Consider the following 18,348-nt stretch of genomic DNA (forward strand, 5'->3'; position numbering starts at 1 on the left):
GCGCAACCGAGCGTCATGCAGACAAGCCAGAAGCAGCGCGGCATCCAGCCATTTACGGAAAGTTCCATCAGTGATGAGAATGTTTTGTGACAGAGTGCAAATTCAGAGCCTCCAAACCCAGACATAACTTGCAATAGTTCCTCTATTGGCCGAACTTATAGATATTAATTACGAAGCGCAAAAAAAATAAATTCTCTCGTTCCCCACAGTGAAGTGAAAACTATGTTGATTCCGTCCAAATTAAGTCGCCCGGTTCGTCTTGACCATACTGTGGTCCGCGAGCGCCTGCTGGCTAAACTTTCCGGTGCGCATAATTTCCGACTGGCGCTGGTTACGAGTCCTGCGGGTTATGGAAAAACAACGCTCATTTCGCAATGGGCGGCAGGTAAAAGCGATCTTGGCTGGTACTCCCTGGATGAGGGTGATAACCAGCAGGAGCGTTTTGCCAGCTATTTAATTGCCGCGATTCAGCAGGCGACCAACGGACACTGCGTCACCAGCGAGGTGATGGTGCAAAAGCGCCAGTACGCCAGCCTGTCCTCTCTTTTCTCCCAGCTGTTTATCGAGCTGGCCGAATGGCATCGCCCGCTGTATGTGGTGATTGATGATTATCATCTGATCACCAACCCGGTTATTCACGAGTCCATGCGTTTCTTCCTGCGCCATCAGCCGGAAAACCTGACGCTGGTTGTCCTGTCGCGTAACCTTCCGCAGTTGGGCATTGCCAACCTGCGGGTGCGCGATCAGCTTCTGGAAATCGGCAGTCAGCAGCTGGCCTTTACCCATCAGGAAGCGAAGCAGTTCTTTGACTGCCGTCTGACGTCTCCGATTGAGGCGTCTGAAAGCAGCCGCCTGTGCGATGACGTTGCCGGCTGGGCCACGGCGCTTCAGCTGATTGCCCTCTCCGCGCGGCAAAACAACAGCCCGACGCATCAGTCCGCACGCCGCCTGGCGGGCATCAACGCCAGCCACCTGTCGGATTATCTGGTGGATGAGGTACTCGACAGCGTTGACCTCTCCACCCGCCATTTCCTGCTGAAAAGCTCCCTGCTGCGCTCCATGAACGACGCGCTGATTGTGCGCGTCACCGGTATTGAAAACGGGCAGCTCCAGCTCGAAGAGATTGAACGTCAGGGTCTGTTCCTGACGCGTATGGACGATCACGGCGAATGGTTTAGCTACCATCCGCTGTTTGGCAGCTTCCTGCGCCAGCGTTGCCAGTGGGAACTGGCCGCAGAGCTGCCTGACATTCACCGCGCCGCCGCCGAAAGCTGGATGGCGCAAGGTTTCCCGAGCGAGGCTATCCACCATGCGCTGGCCGCCGGGGATGCCGGTATGCTGCGCGATATTCTGCTCAACCACGCGTGGGGACTGTTCAACCACAGCGAACTGACGCTGCTGGAAGAGTCGTTAAAAGCGCTGCCGTGGGAAAGCCTGCTGGAGAATCCGCGTCTGGTGCTGCTCCAGGCCTGGCTGATGCAGAGCCAGCATCGCTACAGCGAAGTGAACACCCTGCTGGCGCGCGCCGAGCAGGAGATGGAAAGCGAGATGGATACCACCCTGCACGGCGAATTTAACGCCCTGCGCGCACAGGTGGCGATTAACGACGGGGACCCGGATGAAGCTGAACGGCTGGCGATGGTCGCGCTGGATGAGCTGCCGCTGGCGAATTTTTACAGCCGTATTGTGGCCACCTCGGTACACGGCGAAGTGCTGCACTGTAAGGGCGATCTCACGCGTTCGCTTTCACTCATGCAGCAAACCGAACAGATGGCGCGCCGCCACGATGTCTGGCATTACGCCCTGTGGAGCCTGATCCAGCAAAGCGAGATTTTATTTGCTCAGGGGTTTCTGCAAGCAGCCTGGGAAAACCAGGAGAAAGCCTTCCAGCTGATCCGTGAACAACATCTGGAACAGCTGCCGATGCACGAGTTCCTGTTGCGTATTCGCGCTCAGCTGCTGTGGGCATGGTCGCGTCTGGATGAAGCAGAAAGCTGCGCCCGCCAGGGTCTGAATGTCCTTTCGAGCTTCCAGCCGCAGCAGCAGCTCCAGTGTCTGGCTCTGCTGGTGCAGTGCTCGCTGGCACGCGGCGACCTGGATAATGCCCGTAACCACCTTAACCGCCTGGAAAATCTGCTCGGCAACGGACAGTACCATAGCGACTGGGTCTCCAACGCCGATAAGGTCAGGGTGATTTACTGGCAGATGACCGGCGATAAAAAGTCCGCCGCCAACTGGCTGCGTCACACGCCTAAACCGGAATTTGCCAATAACCACTTCCTGCAAAGCCAGTGGCGCAATATTGCCCGCGTGCAGATCCTGCTGGGTGACTTTGAGCCTGCCGAGATCGTGCTGGAAGAGTTAAACGAAAACGCCCGCAGCCTGCGCCTGATGAGCGATTTAAACCGCAACCTGCTGCTGTTAAACCAGCTTTACTGGCAGGCAGGACGTAAAAACGATGCCCAGCGCGTACTGCTGGAAGCGTTGCAGCTGGCGAACCGCACCGGGTTTATCAGCCACTTTGTAATTGAGGGTGAAGTGATGGCCCAGCAGCTGCGCCAGCTGATTCAACTCAACACGCTGCCGGAACTCGATCAGCATCGCGCCCAGCGCATTCTGCGCGAGATTAACCAGCATCATCGCCACAAGTTTGCGCACTTCGATGAGAACTTTGTTGAACGTCTGCTGAACCATCCGGAAGTGCCGGAGCTTATCCGTACCAGCCCGCTCACCCAGCGTGAATGGCAGGTGCTGGGGCTGATCTATTCCGGCTACAGCAACGAGCAGATTGCCGGCGAGCTGGCGGTGGCGGCGACCACCATCAAAACGCACATTCGCAATCTGTATCAGAAGCTGGGCGTGGCGCACCGTCAGGATGCGGTGCAGCATGCGCAGCAGCTGTTGAAGATGATGGGGTACGGAGTGTAAATCCTTTGCGGTCTGATGCCCTCACCCCGGCCCTCTCCCACAGGGAGAGGGAGAATGGCTTCTCAACATAACTCTAACTGCAAATTATTATCTTTAATCACCTGCATCACGCCCGCCGGTGGCATCACATCAGTATAAACCGCATCCACCATGCTGATGCTGCCCATGTTCACCATCGCGTTACGACCAAACTTGGAGTGATCCACCACCAGCATCACGTGACGTGAGTTTTCAATGATCGCGCGCTTGGTGCGCACCTCGTGGTAATCAAACTCCAGCAGCGAGCCGTCGGTGTCGATGCCGCTGATCCCCAGAATGCCGAAATCGAGGCGAAACTGAGAGATAAAATCGAGCGTCGCTTCGCCGATAATGCCCCCGTCGCGGCTGCGCAGTTCGCCGCCCGCGAGGATGATGCGGAAATCGTCTTTCTGCATCAACGTGTTGGCCACGTTCAGGTTGTTGGTCACCACGCGGAGGTTCTCGTGGTTCAGCAGCGCATGGGCGACCGCTTCCGGCGTGGTGCCGATATCAATAAACAGCGTCGCGCCGTTCGGGATCTGGCTCGCCACTTTACGGGCGATACGCTCTTTCTCTGCCGTTTGCGTCGCCTTACGGTCATGCCATGAGGTATTCACCGAGCTGGACGGCAGCGCGGCGCCGCCGTGGTGACGCAGAATACGGTTCTGATCGGCCAGGTCGTTGAGGTCACGACGGATGGTTTGCGGGCTAACGGCAAACTGCTCCACCAGCTCTTCAGTACTGACGTATCCCTGTTTTTTTACCAGTTCGATAATGGCGTCATGACGTTGTGTTTGTTTCATGAAATATCCCTGGGAATTATGTTCGCTTTCGCGCATGGAGCGTATCGGCCAGCGCCATCGCCAGCCCGACCGCCAGGCCGGTAACGTGCGCACCATTGGCGATAGACATACCAAACAGATCAAACCATCCGGCAATAAGCCATATTAACGCAAAGGTTATTAATCCACGTTGTAAATAGATGCCGCTATCCGGGTCGCGCTCGCCTCTGAGCCAGGCGTAACCCATCAGGGCGTACACCACGCCGGATAACCCGCCGAACCATGGACCGCTGAATTTATGCTGCACGTAGCCGCTTAACAGGGCGCTGATAAGGGTGATCACAATCAGCTTGCCGCTGCCGAGCCGCTTCTCCACCGCCCCGCCGAGATACCACCACCACAGCAGGTTAAAAAGGATATGCATCACCGAGAAGTGCATCAGCGCATGCGTGAAGTAGCGCCAGACGTCAAATTGCAGGGAGGGATCGTACGGCCATGCGAGGGCAATCATCACGCTCTGGTCACCCACCACGCTCATAATAATGAAGACGATGATGCAGGCTACCATTAAAAGCAGCGTAAACGGTCCTGCGCGCTCGCGGAGGGTGGCGAGAAACGGAAAACGTTGATAGTGCAGGCCACTGCCGGTCTGGCCGGATTGCCAGCTTGCCGCCAGATAACGCGGGTCGCCCGGGTTTTCCAGGAAACGCGCCAGCTCGGCGTTCACGCGCCCAGCCTGGCTTTCGTCTGCCAGCCAGACATCCGTCTGTGTATGCTGCTGAATAGTCAGGATAATGCCCTGCGTCGCCATATAGTCGACAAACGCCTGGGCGACGCGCGGGTTGCTAAAAGAGGTGATCATCAACATGGGCAGCGGTCGCTTATTTCCACACAAAAGGGGACAGTATAGCGGGATCAGCGCTCAAACGCGTATTCAACTTCTGCCGGGAAATGACGATGCCAGGCATCGAAGCCGCCATCGACGCTGTATACCGCCTCGTAACCCTGCTGGAGCAGATACTGCGCCGCGCCTTTACTGCTGTTGCCGTGATAGCACATCACCATCACCGGGGTATCGAAGTCGTTATCGCGCATAAACGCGCCCAGCGTGTCGTTGGTGAGATGGAACGCGCCCGGCGTGTGGCCCATCGCAAAGCTCTGCGGATCGCGGATATCCACCAGCACCGCTTTTCCCTGGTGCATCTTCTGGTGGGCTTCTTCTACGTTAATACATTCAAACTGATCCATGGTGTTCTCATCTTATATTCAGGTGTGGTGCGGTTTTCCCCTCACCCTACCCTCTCCCCGTGGGAGAGGGCTGGGGTGAGAGCATCAGACCGCACGATTTTACCCCGTAGTGTACGTCCTGGCGGCGGGTAAACGCCATTATGTTATCCATATCACTCTAAATTGTTTTTTTGATGTTACCAAAAGCGCGTTCCTTTGCTATTATGAGCGATATCGAACATTTTTGAGCTTTAACGAAAGTGCATGAGGGTGTTATGGAAACCAAAGATCTGATTGTGATAGGCGGTGGCATCAACGGTGCCGGTATTGCGGTTGATGCCGCAGGACGCGGTTTATCCGTGCTGATGCTGGAAGCTAACGATCTCGCCTGCGCGACGTCGTCCGCCAGCTCCAAGCTGATCCACGGTGGCCTGCGCTACCTGGAACACTACGAATTCCGCCTGGTCAGCGAAGCGCTGGCCGAACGCGAAGTGCTGCTGAAAATGGCCCCGCATCTGGCGATCCCGATGCGCTTCCGCCTGCCCCATCGCCCGCATCTGCGTCCGGCGTGGATGATCCGCATCGGTCTGTTTATGTACGATCATCTGGGTAAACGCACCAGCCTGCCGGGTTCAACCGGTTTGCGTTTTGGCTCAGAATCGGTCCTTAAGCCTGAAATCGTGCGCGGTTTCGAATATTCCGACTGCTGGGTGGACGATGCGCGTCTGGTACTGGCTAACGCGCAGATGGTCGAGAAGAAAGGCGGCGAGGTGAAAACCCGCACCCGCGCCACCGCCGCACGCCGCGAAAACGGCCTGTGGATTGTGGAAGCGGAAGACGTGGATACCGGCGAGAAGTTTAGCTGGAAAGCGCGCGGCCTGGTGAATGCCACCGGCCCGTGGGTGAAACAGTTCTTCGACGACGGCATGCACCTGCCTTCACCGTACGGCATCCGCCTGATTAAGGGCAGCCACATCGTGGTGCCGCGCGTGCATACCCAGAAACAGGCTTATATCCTGCAAAATGAAGACAAGCGCATTGTGTTTGTGATCCCGTGGATGGACGAGTTCTCCATCATCGGCACCACCGACGTGGAGTACAAAGGCGATCCGAAAAACGTTGAGATCGACGAGAGTGAAGTCAGCTACCTGTTGAAAGTGTACAACGCGCACTTTAAGAAACAGCTGGCGCGCGATGACGTGGTCTGGACCTACTCCGGCGTGCGTCCGCTGTGTGATGACGAGTCTGACTCACCGCAGGCCATCACCCGTGACTATACGCTTGATATTCACGACGTTGACGGTCAGGCGCCTCTGCTCTCCGTGTTTGGCGGTAAGCTCACCACCTACCGTAAACTGGCGGAGCACGCGCTGGAGAAACTGGCGCCGTATTACAAAGGCATCGGCCCGGCGTGGACGAAAGGCGCCGTGCTGCCTGGCGGCGATATCGGCGATAACCGCGACGATTACGCCGCGAAGCTGCGTCGCCGCTTCCCGTTCATTACCGAAGGCATGGCGCGCCACTACGCCCGCACCTACGGCAGCAACACCGAACTGTTCCTCGGCGACGCGAAAGAGATTGCCGATCTGGGCGAGCATTTTGGCCATGAGCTATACGAAGCCGAGCTGCGCTACCTGGTGGAACACGAGTGGGTGCGCCGTCTGGACGATGCCATCTGGCGTCGTACTAAAGAAGGGATGTGGCTGAATGCCGAGCAGCAGTCTCGCGTGGCGCAGTGGCTGGCGCAACATGCGGGAAAGCGTGAATTATCGCTGGCGTCGTAATTGAAAAAAAGCCGGGTGTCGGCTCCGCCTTACCCGGCCTACTCGATCCCGTAGGCCCGGTAAGCGCAGCGCCACCGGGCTTTGTTTTTACAACCGCACCGGATCAATATGCCAGATATTCTCGGCATACTCTTTGATGGTCCTGTCTGACGAGAAGTAGCCCATGTTGGCGATGTTATGCATCGCGGTGCTGGTCCACTTCTCCTGCTGACGGTACAGTTCGTCCACCTTATCCTGACAATCCACGTAGCTGCGGTAATCCGCCAGCACCTGATAGTGATCGCCAAAGTTAATCAGCGAGTCCACCAGGTCACGATAGCGTCCAGGCTCCTCAGGGTTAAACACTCCGGTGGCGATTTGCGTCAGCACCTGGCGTAACTCTTCATCCTCTTCATAATACTCACGCGGCGAGTAGCCCTGCTTGCGCAGCGCCTCCACCTCTTCCGCCGTATTCCCGAAGATAAAGATATTCTCCGCGCCCACATGCTCCAGCATTTCGACATTTGCGCCGTCCAGCGTGCCGATAGTCAGCGCGCCGTTCAGGGCAAACTTCATGTTGCTGGTGCCGGATGCTTCCGTCCCCGCCGTGGAAATCTGCTCAGAGAGATCCGCCGCCGGAATGATCAGCTGCGCCAGGCTCACGCTGTAGTTCGGGATAAACACTACCTTCAGCTTATCGCCAATGTCCGGATCGTGGTTCACCACCTTCGCCACATCGTTGATGAGATGAATGATGTGCTTCGCCATGTAATACGCGGAGGCCGCCTTACCGGCAAAGATTTTCACACGCGGCACCCACTCCGCCGTCGGGTCAGCCTTAATGCGGTTGTAGTGGGTAATGACGTGCAGGACATTCATCAGCTGACGCTTGTACTCGTGGATACGTTTGATCTGCACGTCGAACAGCGCTTTCGGGTTCGCCACCACGTTCAGATGCATCGCCAGCCAGACCGCCAGACGCTTCTTGTTCAGCAGCTTGGCTTCCCGTACCGCTTTGTTCACCGTCGGGAAATCGATGTGCTGCTCAAGCTCGCTCAGCTGGCTCAAATCGGTGCGCCAGGTGCGGCCAATGTTCTCATCCAGAACGTCGGAGAGCGGCTGGTTCGCCAGCGCCAGCCAGCGGCGCGGGGTGACGCCGTTGGTCACGTTGCAGAAACGCGTCGGGAAGATCTTCGCGAAGTCCGCAAACAGCGACTGCACCATCAGGTTCGAATGCAGCTCTGATACGCCGTTGACCTTGTGGCTGATCACCACCGCCAGCCAGGCCATGCGTACGCGACGCCCGTTGGATTCATCAATGATCGAGGCGCGGCTCAGCAGACCGGTATCGTTCGGGTACTGCTCCTGCAAGGTCTTGAGGAAGTAGTCATTGATCTCGAAGATGATTTGCAGATGGCGCGGCAGAATTTTGCCGAGCATATCCACCGGCCACGTCTCCAGCGCTTCACTCATCAGCGTATGGTTGGTGTACGAGAACACCTGGCAGGTTACTTCAAACGCGTCATCCCAGCTGAACTTATGCTCGTCAATCAGCAGGCGCATCAGCTCAGGGATCGACAGCACCGGATGGGTATCGTTGAGGTGAATAGCGGTTTTTTCCGCCAGATTCGCATAGGTTTTGTGCAGCTGATAGTGACGGCTAAGGATATCCTGAATCGTTGCCGAGACGAGGAAATACTCCTGACGCAGGCGCAGCTCGCGGCCTGAGTAGGTCGAGTCATCCGGATACAGGACGCGGGACACGTTCTCAGAGTGGTTTTTATCTTCCACCGCCGCGAAGTAGTCGCCCTGGTTGAATTTACCCAGGTTGATCTCGCTACTGGCCTGCGCGTTCCACAGGCGCAGCGTATTGGTCGCATCGGTGTCGTAGCCGGGGATGATCTGGTCGTAGGCCACGGCCAGGATCTCCTCGGTTTCCACCCAGCGGGATTTTTTACCTTCCTGCTGAATACGCCCGCCAAAACGCACCTTGTAGCGCGTGTTGTGGCGCTTGAACTCCCACGGGTTACCGTACTCCAGCCAGTAGTCCGGGGACTCTTTCTGACGGCCATCCACGATGTTCTGCTTGAACATGCCGTAGTCGTAGCGAATACCGTAGCCGCGCCCCGGCAGCGCCAGCGTCGCCAGTGAATCGAGGAAGCAGGCGGCAAGACGCCCGAGACCACCGTTACCCAGCCCCGGGTCGTTCTCTTCGTCAATCAGCTCTTCTAAATCCAGCCCCATCTCTTCCAGTGCGTTTTTGACGTCGTCATAAATCCCGAGCGATAACAGCGCATTGGAGAGGGTGCGACCAATCAGAAACTCCATCGACAGGTAATACACCTGTCGCGTCTCCTGCGAGAGCTGGGCGCGGTTGGAGCGCAGCCAGCGTTCGACCATACGATCGCGCACCGCAAACAGCGTGGCGTTCAGCCACTCATGTTTGTTGGCAATTACGGGATCTTTCCCAATGGTAAACATCAGCTTATAGGCGATGGAGTGTTTCAACGCCTCAACGCTGAGCGTGGGGGAAGAGTAGCTAAATGGAGCATTCATATCAGTAACTTCGCCTCGTTACATCAAGCGTTGATAAAGGTCGCGGTAGGACTGCGCCGCAACGTGCCAGCCAAAGTCCATGGACATCGCCTGACGTTGTACGTAACGCCACAGGGATGGACGGGACCACAAGACGAAAGCACGCCGGATCGCCCGAAGCAGCGACCAGGCATTACTGTCCTCGAAAACAAACCCGCTGGCGATACCATCCGCCAGGTTTTCCAGGGAGCTGTCAGACACCGTATCCGCCAGCCCGCCCGTGCGGCGTATCAGCGGCAACGTGCCGTATTTCAGACCATAGAGCTGCGTCAGGCCGCAGGGCTCGAAACGGCTCGGCACCAGAATCACGTCCGCGCCGCCCATGATGCGGTGCGAGAACGCTTCGTGATAGCCAATCTGCACGCCCACCTGCCCCGGATGTTCCGCCGCGGCCGCAAGGAAACCTTCCTGCAATACCGGGTCGCCCGCGCCGAGCAGCGCCAGTTGCCCACCCTGCTCCAGTAATCCCGGCAGCGCTTCCAGCACCAGATCCAGCCCTTTCTGGCTGGTCAGGCGGCTGACCACCGCAAACAGCGGTACCTTGTCGTTGACCTTCAGCCCCATCGCAATCTGTAGCTGGCGCTTGTTCTCCGCTTTGTCCTCCACGGAGTCGCGTCCATAGCGCGCCGCCAGCAGGAGGTCCGTTTCCGGATTCCAGATCTGTTCATCTACGCCGTTCAGAATGCCCGACAGACGACCTTCACGGTGGCGCTGTTGCAGCAGCCCTTCCATACCGTAACCGAACTCCGGCTGGGTAATTTCACGCGCGTAGGTTGGGCTGACCGCCGTGATATGGTCGGCGTAGTACAGACCCGCCTTCAGGAAAGAAATCTGTCCGTTAAACTCCAGCCCGTGCATGTTAAAGAACGACCATGGCAGATCGATGTCATTCATATGATGCGCGTAATACATGCCCTGATACGCCAGGTTGTGCACCGTAAACACCGATTTGGCCGGGTGCCCCTTCGCCGCCAGATACGCAGGAGCCAGCCCCGCGTGCCAGTCGTGCGCGTGCACCACGTTCGGACGCCAGAACGGATCCAGCCCGACGGCCATCTCCGCCCCCACCCAGCCGAGCAGGGCAAAGCGCAGCACGTTATCGGTATAGGCGTACAGGTTGGTATCGTGATACGGGCTGCCGGGTCGATCGTATAAATGCGGGGCATCAATCAGGTAAATCCCTGTGCCATTGTAATGTCCAAACAGCAGGGTGATACGTCCCGCGAAGGTCTCGCGACGGGTAACAACCTTTGCATCGGGAATACCACGCCGGATATCCGGAAAAGCGGGCAACAACACGCGGGTATCCACCCCTCCGGCAATTTGCGCCGCCGGTAGTGCACCAAGAACATCCGCCAGTCCGCCCGTTTTTAACAACGGGAACATCTCAGAACATACGTGTAAAACCTGCATCATCGCTCCTGTTTGATTTGCAGCTTCCGCAACATTTCCCGTGTTACTAACACGATCCCCTCTTCCGAACGGTAGAAACGACGCGCATCTTCTTCCGCGTTTTCCCCAATCACCATCCCTTCGGGAATGACGCAGGCACGGTCGATAACGCAGCGACGCAGACGACATGAGCGCCCTACCCAGACATCCGGCAGCAGGACTGCCGAATCGATATTACAGAATGAGTTTATACGCACGCGCGGGAACAGCACGGACTGCACCACCACCGAACCGGAGATAATGCACCCGCCAGAGACCAGCGAGTTGAGCGTCATACCGTGGCTGCCGGAGCGGTCCTGGACGAACTTCGCCGGCGGCAGCGATTCCATATGGGTGCGAATCGGCCAGTTCTGGTCGTACATATCCAGCTCAGGCGTGACGGACGCAAGATCGAGGTTGGCTTTCCAGTACGCTTCCAGCGTTCCCACATCGCGCCAGTAAGGTTCCGCATTCGGATCGGACTGCACGCAGGACAGCGGGAAAGGATGTGCATACGCCATGCCAGCTTTGGTAATTTTCGGGATAATGTCTTTGCCGAAGTCGTGACTGGAGTTCTCGTCTTTGTCGTCCTCTTCCAGCAGTTCATAAAGATAATCGGCGTCAAAGACATAGATCCCCATGCTGGCGAGCGATTTGGTGTCATCTCCCGGCATGGTTGGCGGGTTCGCCGGTTTTTCGACAAAGTCGATAATCTTGTCGTCGCCATCTACATGCATCACGCCAAACGCGGTTGCTTCCGCAACAGGCACCGGCAGGCACGCCACGGTGCAGCGCGCCCCTTTTTCGACGTGGTCGATCAGCATGTGGGAGTAATCTTGCTTGTAGATGTGGTCCCCGGCGAGGATAACGATGTATTCCGCGTTGTAGCGGCGAATGATGTCGAGGTTCTGGGTCACGGCATCCGCCGTGCCGCGGTACCAGTTCTCCCCGTGAACGCGCTGCTGCGCCGGGAGCAGATCGACAAACTCGTTCATCTCTTCGCTGAAGAATGACCAGCCGCGCTGAATGTGCTGCACCAGCGTGTGCGACTGATATTGGGTAATGACGCCAATACGGCGAATGCCTGAGTTCAGGCAGTTTGACAGTGCAAAATCGATAATACGGAACTTACCACCAAAGTGAACGGCCGGTTTAGCGCGCTTGATGGTCAAATCTTTCAGACGGGTACCACGCCCGCCCGCGAGTATCAGGGCAACTGTTTTTAATGGTAGCTGGCGCGCCAACATTAACGGATCGTTCTTCTCTAATCTAACCATGACTAACTCCTTTTTTATCATCTTTGGAATACGCACACTCCGTGCGCAGGCCCGTGCCAGACAGCCATAACAACCGGATTATCCGCTCCGGCAAAGGGAGGAATGGCTCGCCACTCCCCGTCAGGTAAAACAATCTCTGCGACGTCATCCGTCGCGTTCAGCGTCACCAGCCACGCATCCGAAAGCAGGATTTGCAGACAGGGTATGCCGTGTTGCCACTCTTGCGCGCTTAACGGTTGCGCGTCTTTATTCAGCCAGCGAACGTTGCCGTCGCCCTCTTCCCACCAGCGGTCGGCGGTGAGCGCGGGGATGCGCTGGCGAAGATGGATCAGCGCCGCGGTGAAATGGGTCAGCCCGCTGTTCGCTTCTCCCCAGTCGAGCCAGGTCAGGGTGTTGTCCTGGCAATAGGCGTTGTTGTTGCCGTGCTGGCTGTGGCCGTGCTCATCGCCCGCCAGCAGCATCGGCGTGCCCTGCGACAACAAAAGCGTCGTCAGCAGCGCATGAACGCTGGCGCGTCGCCGCTCGATCACATCCAGACTTCCGCCTAACCCTTCTATACCATGGTTAAAGCTATGGTTATTGTTAGTCCCATCGCGATTCTCCTCGCCGTTTGCCTCATTGTGTTTCTGATTGAAACAAACGCAGTCCCTGAGCGTAAAACCGTCGTGCGCCGTCACCACGTTAATGGTGGCCGACGGACGTTTGCCGTCACGCTTAAAGAGATCGCTGGAGCCGGCAAAGCGACTGGCAAACTCCCCCAGCGACAGATCGCGCGTCAGCCAGAAGCGGCGGACGGCATCGCGGAAGTGGTCGTTCCACTCGGCAAACAGCGGCGGGAAGTTCCCCACCTGATAACCGCCCTCGCCGATGTCCCAGGGCTCCGCAATCAGCTTCACCTTTGAAAGCACCGGGCAGTTTTTGATGGCCTCAAACAGCGGCGCCTGCTGGCTGAACGCCGGGGTGCGCCCCATCACTGGCGCCAGGTCGAAGCGAAAACCGTCCACGTGGAACGTCTCAACCCAGTATTTCAGGCACTCGTACGCGTAATGCGTAACGGCCGGATGACTGAGGTTGAGGGTGTTACCGCACCCGGTCCAGTTCTCGTAATCGCCGTCGTCCCTGATCCAATAATAGCTACGGTTATCGATTCCGCGCTGTGAGAGCGTCGGGCCGTCAAGATCGCTTTCCGCACTGTGGTTCAACACCACGTCCAGAATGACCTCGATACCCGCCGCGTGAAGCGCCTTCACCGCATCGCGAAACTCATCCCGCGCCTTCTCAGGATTCACCGCATAACGCGGATCGAGGGCGAACAACGCCAGCGGGTTGTAGCCCCAGTAGTTGCTTAACCCGAGACGCTGTAGCCGCGGCTCGCTGGCGAAATGCGCCACGGGCAACAGCTCCAGCGCGGTGATCCCTAAGTGCTTCAGGTACGCGACCATCGTCGGATGCCCAAGCGCTTTGTAGGTGCCGCGCATCTCTTTGGGAATTGACGGGTGCAGATACGTCAGCCCTTTAACGTGGGCTTCATAAATAACGGTGTTGCCCCAAGGCGTACGCGGCGGGGCATCGTCTTCCCAGTCGTAGAGATCGTGCACCACCACGCTTTTGGGCGCGACGGGCGCGCTGTCGCGGTGGTCAGGTTCGCCGTAGCCAACGTGGAACAGCGGGTCATCTTTAAACTCACCGTCCACCCGGTGCGCACAAGGGTCAATCAGCAGCTTCGCCGGGTTAAACCAGTGCCCCTGAGAGGGCTCCCAGGGGCCGTGTACGCGAAAACCGTAGTGCATCCCCGGCCGTCCTCCGGCCAGGTAGCCATGCCAGGTATCCCCCGTGCGCGCCGGTAAATCGTAACGGTGCTCGTTACCTTCCCCGTCAAACACACAGAGTTCCACCCGCTCCGCATGGGCGGAAAAGAGCGTGAAGTTCACCCCCTTTCCGTCAAAACTCGCCCCGAGCGGTTCGGGTTTACCTGCCGTAAGCTGCGTCATTCTCCCTCCCGCACCAGCCAGATTGTGCCAAGCGGCGGCAGCGTCAGGCTCAGGGAGTTCGGACGGCCATGGCTTTCAATGGCATCGCTCTGCACCAGCCCGCCGTTACCCGCATTGCTGCCGTGGTAGTGCATGGAGTCGGTATTGAGAATTTCGCGCCATTTGCCCGGCTGGTTAATGCCGAAGCGGTAGTGTTCACGCGGCACTGGCGTGAAGTTGCTGGCGACGATGATCTCGTTACCCGCCTTGTCGCGGCGCGCAAAGACAAACACCGAGCGCTCGTGGTCGTCCACTACCAGCCACTCAAAGCCGTACGGATCAAAGTCCAGCTCGTGCAGCGCTTTGTGGTGGCGATAGGTCAGGTTCAGGTCACGGACCAGACGCTGTACGCCGTGGTGCCAGTTGTCCGCGCCTTCCAGCAGATGCCAGTCAAGGCTGGTATCGTGGTTCCATTCGCGCCCCTGCGCAAATTCGTTGCCCATAAACAGCAGCTTTTTGCCCGGGAAGGCGAACATCCAGCCGTAGTAGGCGCGCAGGTTGGCAAACTTCTGCCACGCGTCCCCCGGCATGCGGTCGAGAATGGATTTCTTGCCGTGCACCACTTCATCGTGCGACAGCGGCAGCATGAAGTTTTCGGTGTAGTTGTAGAGCAGCCCGAAAGTGAGCTTATCGTGGTGATACTGACGATAAACCGGGTCGAGCTTCATGTAGTCGAGCGTGTCGTGCATCCAGCCGAGGTTCCACTTGTACCAGAAGCCCAGTCCGCCCATTGACGGTGGACGGGAAACGCCCGGGAAGTCGGTGGACTCTTCCGCCATGGTCACGGCACCTTCCACCTGCTCCCCGATGATGCGGTTGGTGTTGCGCAGAAACTCAATCGCTTCGAGGTTTTCACGCCCGCCATACTCGTTCGGGATCCACTCACCCTCTTTGCGGCTGTAGTCGCGGTAAATCATCGACGCCACCGCATCGACGCGCAGGGCATCAATGCCGAAACGCTCGATCCAGTACAGCGCGTTCCCGACCAGGTAGTTCGATACTTCACGGCGACCGTAGTTGTAGATCAGCGTGTTCCAGTCCTGGTGATAGCCTTCGCGCGGGTCGCTGTGCTCGTAAAGCTTTGTGCCGTCGAACTCTGCCAGCGCAAAATCATCCGACGGGAAGTGGCCCGGCACCCAGTCGAGGATGACGTTCAGCCCGGCGGCGTGCGCGGCATCGATGAAATAGCGGAAGTCATCGCGCGTACCAAAGCGGCGCGTAGGCGCATACAGCCCGGTTGGCTGATAGCCCCAGCTGCCGTCGAACGGGTGCTCGTTGATCGGCAGCAGTTCCAGGTGCGTAAAGCCCATCCATTTGGCGTACGGCACCAGCTGGTCCGCCAGCTCGCGATAGCTCAGCCAGAAGTTGTTATCGGTGTGGCGACGCCACGAGCCGAGATGCACTTCATAGACGGAGATCGGCGCATCAAAGCGGTTAGCCTGCTTGCGCTCTTCCGTCTGGACAACCTTCTCCGGCAGGCCGCAAATCAGCGAGGCGGTATTCGGGCGCAGTTCGGCCTCAAAGGCGTACGGGTCAGATTTAATGCGCAGCTTGCCGTTGGCATCGATCATCTCGAATTTGTAGAGCTGACCGTTGTGCGCGCCGGGGATAAACAGCTCCCAAATGCCGGTTTCCCGGCGCAGGCGCATGGGGTGACGACGACCGTCCCAGTAGTTGAACTGCCCGACAACGGAGACGCGCTGGGCGTTTGGCGCCCATACGGCAAAACGCGTGCCGGTGATACCGTCCATGGTATCCGCATGGGCACCCAGCGTTTCGTAAGGGCGTAAATGGGTCCCTTCGGACAGCAGCCAGGCGTCCATCTCTTTTAAAAGCGGGCCGAAGCTATAGGGATCGTCAATCAGGTTTTGCTGACCGTGCCAGATAACGGCAAGCTGATAACGAAAAGGATTTTTACGGCGGGGCATGACGCCCGAGAAGAAGCCACGCGAGTCGAGGCATTCCAGATTACCCACCTTGCGGCCGGTTTTGGGTTCGATAACCCACACTTCTGTTGCATCCGGTAACAGCGCACGAACTTCCAGTCCGGCCTCTGTACGGTGCATCCCTAGCACAGAAAAGGGGTCGGCAAAGTGACCCGCAATAAGCGCATTAATCACGTCTCTCGAAATACGATCGGACATGGTATTCATCCTGTTTTTTTATGTCGCCCTTTTTACGCGCTCCGGGACGACTTTTAATGTGACCTAAACGGTGCAGTTAATCCTCTCTGCTCCGCCCTACCCTCAGGTGAGAAATAAATCTTCCTTAAAGCATAGCCAACGTCGTGGGTCCTCCTGATAAAAAATAAGACATCTGCGTTTTACTCCATGTAGTACGCAAAAAAAGGGGGTGACAATCACCCCCCGTGTTTAACAAATTATTACGCCAGCTGGCGCAGCATGCGGCGCAGCGGCTCGGCGGCACCCCACAGAAGCTGGTCGCCAACGGTGAACGCGGAGAGGTACTCCGGCCCCATGTTCAGCTTGCGCAGGCGGCCAACCGGGGTGGTCAGCGTGCCGGTGACGGCTGCCGGGGTCAGTTCGCGCATGGTGATATCGCGATCGTTTGGCACCACTTTCGCCCACGGGTTATGCGCGGCCAGCAGCTCTTCCACGGTCGGAATAGACACATCTTTTTTCAGTTTAATGGTGAAGGCCTGGCTGTGGCAGCGCAGCGCGCCGATACGCACGCACAGACCGTCAACCGGAATGGTGTTCGCGGTGCCGAGGATTTTGTTGGTCTCAGCCTGGCCCTTCCACTCTTCGCGGGTCTGGCCGTTATCCAGCTGTTTGTCTATCCACGGGATCAGGCCGCCGGCCAGCGGTACGCCGAAGTTATCCACCGGCAGCTCGCCGCTGCGGGTGAGCTGAGTGACTTTACGCTCGATATCGAGGATCGCGGACGCCGGGTCTGCCAGCTCGGCAGCGACGCTCTGGTGCAGCTGGCCCATCTGGGTCAGCAGCTCGCGCATATGACGCGCGCCACCGCCGGACGCCGCCTGGTAGGTCGCCACGGAGACCCACTCCACCAGATCCTGTGCGAACAGACCGCCGAGGGACATCAGCATCAGGCTGACGGTGCAGTTACCGCCAACAAAGGTTTTCACGCCGTTGTTCAGGCCGTCGGTGATGACGCCCTGGTTAACCGGGTCAAGAATAATGATGGCATCGTCTTTCATGCGAAGCGAAGAGGCCGCGTCAATCCAGTAGCCCTGCCAGCCGCTTTCACGCAGCTTCGGATAGATTTCGTTGGTATAATCGCCGCCCTGGCAGGTCACAATAATGTCGAGAGCCTTCAGCGCCTCCAGGTCGTAAGCATCCTGCAACGTGCCTGTGGTACCCCCAAAGGACGGTGCAGCCTGGCCGAGCTGGGAAGTGGAGAAGAAGACCGGGCGGATGGCGTCGAAATCGCGCTCTTCAACCATGCGTTGCATGAGTACAGAGCCGACCATACCGCGCCAGCCGATAAAACCAACGTTTTTCATAGCATTTTTTTCCTGCAAGGGGTGTGTGCTGATTGTGCAAGCCAGTATTGAACTGGGATATGCTTCACATTACAAAATGCTGCCAAAGTCGCAAGCGAAATTAATCGATGATTGCCCGGCAATCAGAAAAAGTGCTAATCATCGCAATGACCACAATAAGTATCAGGGATAATTTAAGATGAGTGAAATCATTTCCGCAGCGGTTTTATTGATCCTGATTATGGATCCGCTCGGTAATCTGCCGATCTTCATGTCGGTGCTGAAGCACACCGAGCCGAAGCGCCGTCGGGCGATCATGATCCGCGAGCTGCTCATCGCCCTGCTGGTGATGTTTATCTTCCTGTTCGCCGGTGAAAAAATTCTCGCTTTCCTGAACTTACGCGCCGAAACGGTCTCCATTTCCGGCGGGATCATTTTGTTCCTGATTGCCATTAAGATGATTTTCCCGAGCGCGGAGGGCAGCAGCAGCGGCCTGCCTGCGGGTGAAGAGCCGTTTATCGTGCCGCTGGCGATTCCGCTGGTCGCCGGGCCAACGATTCTGGCCACGCTGATGCTGCTGTCGCATCAGTATCCGAATCAGATGAGCCATCTGGTGATTGCCCTGCTGATCGCCTGGGGCGGGACGTTTATTATCCTGTTGCAGTCGTCGCTGTTCCTGCGCCTGCTGGGTGAGAAAGGGGTGAACGCGCTGGAGCGCCTGATGGGGCTGATTCTGGTGATGATGGCAACGCAGATGTTCCTGGACGGGATCCGAGCGTGGATGAAAGGATAGGTAAAAGCAAAACGGCAATCCTTGATTGCCGTTATTAG

At 57.6% G+C, this 18,348-nt stretch carries 12 protein-coding genes; 3 read left to right on the forward strand and 9 right to left on the reverse strand.

Annotation, left to right across the window (positions count from 1 at the left end; genetic code table 11):
- Positions 1-222: 222 nt before the first annotated feature.
- Positions 223-2,928, forward strand: coding sequence for an HTH-type transcriptional regulator MalT (gene malT / locus DD597_RS21525; protein WP_003861595.1), 2,706 nt, complete (start codon positions 223-225; stop codon positions 2,926-2,928).
- A 62-nt stretch (positions 2,929-2,990) separates the two neighbouring features.
- Here the strand turns inward: malT and DD597_RS21530 are convergent, their stop codons facing one another.
- The 3 genes from DD597_RS21530 to glpE are packed head-to-tail and all read right to left on the reverse strand — an operon-like array spanning position 2,991 to position 4,976.
- Positions 2,991-3,749, reverse strand: coding sequence for a DeoR/GlpR family transcriptional regulator (locus DD597_RS21530; protein ID WP_003861593.1), 759 nt, complete (start codon positions 3,747-3,749; stop codon positions 2,991-2,993).
- A 16-nt stretch (positions 3,750-3,765) separates the two neighbouring features.
- Positions 3,766-4,596: a rhomboid family intramembrane serine protease GlpG gene (glpG, locus tag DD597_RS21535; RefSeq protein ID WP_003861592.1), complete on the reverse strand. Its 831-nt coding sequence runs from the start codon at positions 4,594-4,596 to the stop codon at positions 3,766-3,768.
- A 47-nt stretch (positions 4,597-4,643) separates the two neighbouring features.
- Positions 4,644-4,976, reverse strand: coding sequence for a thiosulfate sulfurtransferase GlpE (gene glpE, locus DD597_RS21540; protein ID WP_003861590.1), 333 nt, complete (start codon positions 4,974-4,976; stop codon positions 4,644-4,646).
- 254 nt (positions 4,977-5,230) lie between these two features.
- Between glpE and glpD the strand changes: the two genes are divergently transcribed.
- Positions 5,231-6,739 (forward strand): glycerol-3-phosphate dehydrogenase, encoded by a 1,509-nt coding sequence (glpD, locus tag DD597_RS21545; protein ID WP_023314965.1) that lies wholly within the window; start codon positions 5,231-5,233, stop codon positions 6,737-6,739.
- 87 nt (positions 6,740-6,826) lie between these two features.
- Here the strand turns inward: glpD and glgP are convergent, their stop codons facing one another.
- The 6 genes from glgP to asd form a co-directional block, all read right to left on the reverse strand.
- Positions 6,827-9,274, reverse strand: coding sequence for a glycogen phosphorylase (glgP, locus tag DD597_RS21550; protein ID WP_023314966.1), 2,448 nt, complete (start codon positions 9,272-9,274; stop codon positions 6,827-6,829).
- An 18-nt stretch (positions 9,275-9,292) separates the two neighbouring features.
- Positions 9,293-10,726: a glycogen synthase GlgA gene (gene glgA, locus DD597_RS21555; RefSeq protein ID WP_129256586.1), complete on the reverse strand. Its 1,434-nt coding sequence runs from the start codon at positions 10,724-10,726 to the stop codon at positions 9,293-9,295.
- Complete coding sequence (glgC, locus tag DD597_RS21560) at positions 10,726-12,021, reverse strand: glucose-1-phosphate adenylyltransferase (protein ID WP_003861582.1); 1,296 nt, start codon at positions 12,019-12,021, stop codon at positions 10,726-10,728. Before glgC ends, glgA begins: the two co-directional genes overlap by 1 nt.
- Before the next feature lie 17 nt (positions 12,022-12,038).
- On the reverse strand, positions 12,039-14,012 hold the full coding sequence (glgX, locus tag DD597_RS21565; protein ID WP_023314967.1) for a glycogen debranching protein GlgX: 1,974 nt from the start codon (positions 14,010-14,012) through the stop codon (positions 12,039-12,041).
- A complete protein-coding gene (gene glgB, locus DD597_RS21570) occupies positions 14,009-16,195 on the reverse strand; it encodes a 1,4-alpha-glucan branching enzyme (protein ID WP_023314968.1) in 2,187 nt (728 codons plus the stop codon). Before glgB ends, glgX begins: the two co-directional genes overlap by 4 nt.
- Before the next feature lie 239 nt (positions 16,196-16,434).
- Positions 16,435-17,538 (reverse strand): aspartate-semialdehyde dehydrogenase, encoded by a 1,104-nt coding sequence (gene asd / locus DD597_RS21575; RefSeq protein WP_003861575.1) that lies wholly within the window; start codon positions 17,536-17,538, stop codon positions 16,435-16,437.
- A 178-nt stretch (positions 17,539-17,716) separates the two neighbouring features.
- On the opposite strand from asd, the gene yhgN reads away from it, so the two are divergent.
- On the forward strand, positions 17,717-18,310 hold the full coding sequence (gene yhgN / locus DD597_RS21580; protein ID WP_003861574.1) for an NAAT family transporter YhgN: 594 nt from the start codon (positions 17,717-17,719) through the stop codon (positions 18,308-18,310).
- The last annotated feature ends 38 nt before the right edge of the window (positions 18,311-18,348 follow it).

The organism is Enterobacter cloacae complex sp. 677-3DZ2D5B (assembly GCF_004136695.1).
GTDB classification, from domain to species: Bacteria; Pseudomonadota; Gammaproteobacteria; order Enterobacterales; family Enterobacteriaceae; genus Enterobacter; species Enterobacter hormaechei_C.

Coding starts and splice junctions, on each gene's coding strand:
- glgC (WP_003861582.1), bottom strand. CDS start 12,021: ATGGTTAGATTAGAGAAGAACGATCCGTTAATGTTGGCGCGCCAGCTA.
- glpD (WP_023314965.1), top strand. CDS start 5,231: ATGGAAACCAAAGATCTGATTGTGATAGGCGGTGGCATCAACGGTGCC.
- glgX (WP_023314967.1), bottom strand. CDS start 14,012: ATGACGCAGCTTACGGCAGGTAAACCCGAACCGCTCGGGGCGAGTTTT.
- glgB (WP_023314968.1), bottom strand. CDS start 16,195: ATGTCCGATCGTATTTCGAGAGACGTGATTAATGCGCTTATTGCGGGT.
- glpE (WP_003861590.1), bottom strand. CDS start 4,976: ATGGATCAGTTTGAATGTATTAACGTAGAAGAAGCCCACCAGAAGATG.
- yhgN (WP_003861574.1), top strand. CDS start 17,717: ATGAGTGAAATCATTTCCGCAGCGGTTTTATTGATCCTGATTATGGAT.
- malT (WP_003861595.1), top strand. CDS start 223: ATGTTGATTCCGTCCAAATTAAGTCGCCCGGTTCGTCTTGACCATACT.
- asd (WP_003861575.1), bottom strand. CDS start 17,538: ATGAAAAACGTTGGTTTTATCGGCTGGCGCGGTATGGTCGGCTCTGTA.
- glgP (WP_023314966.1), bottom strand. CDS start 9,274: ATGAATGCTCCATTTAGCTACTCTTCCCCCACGCTCAGCGTTGAGGCG.
- glgA (WP_129256586.1), bottom strand. CDS start 10,726: ATGCAGGTTTTACACGTATGTTCTGAGATGTTCCCGTTGTTAAAAACG.
- DD597_RS21530 (WP_003861593.1), bottom strand. CDS start 3,749: ATGAAACAAACACAACGTCATGACGCCATTATCGAACTGGTAAAAAAA.
- glpG (WP_003861592.1), bottom strand. CDS start 4,596: ATGTTGATGATCACCTCTTTTAGCAACCCGCGCGTCGCCCAGGCGTTT.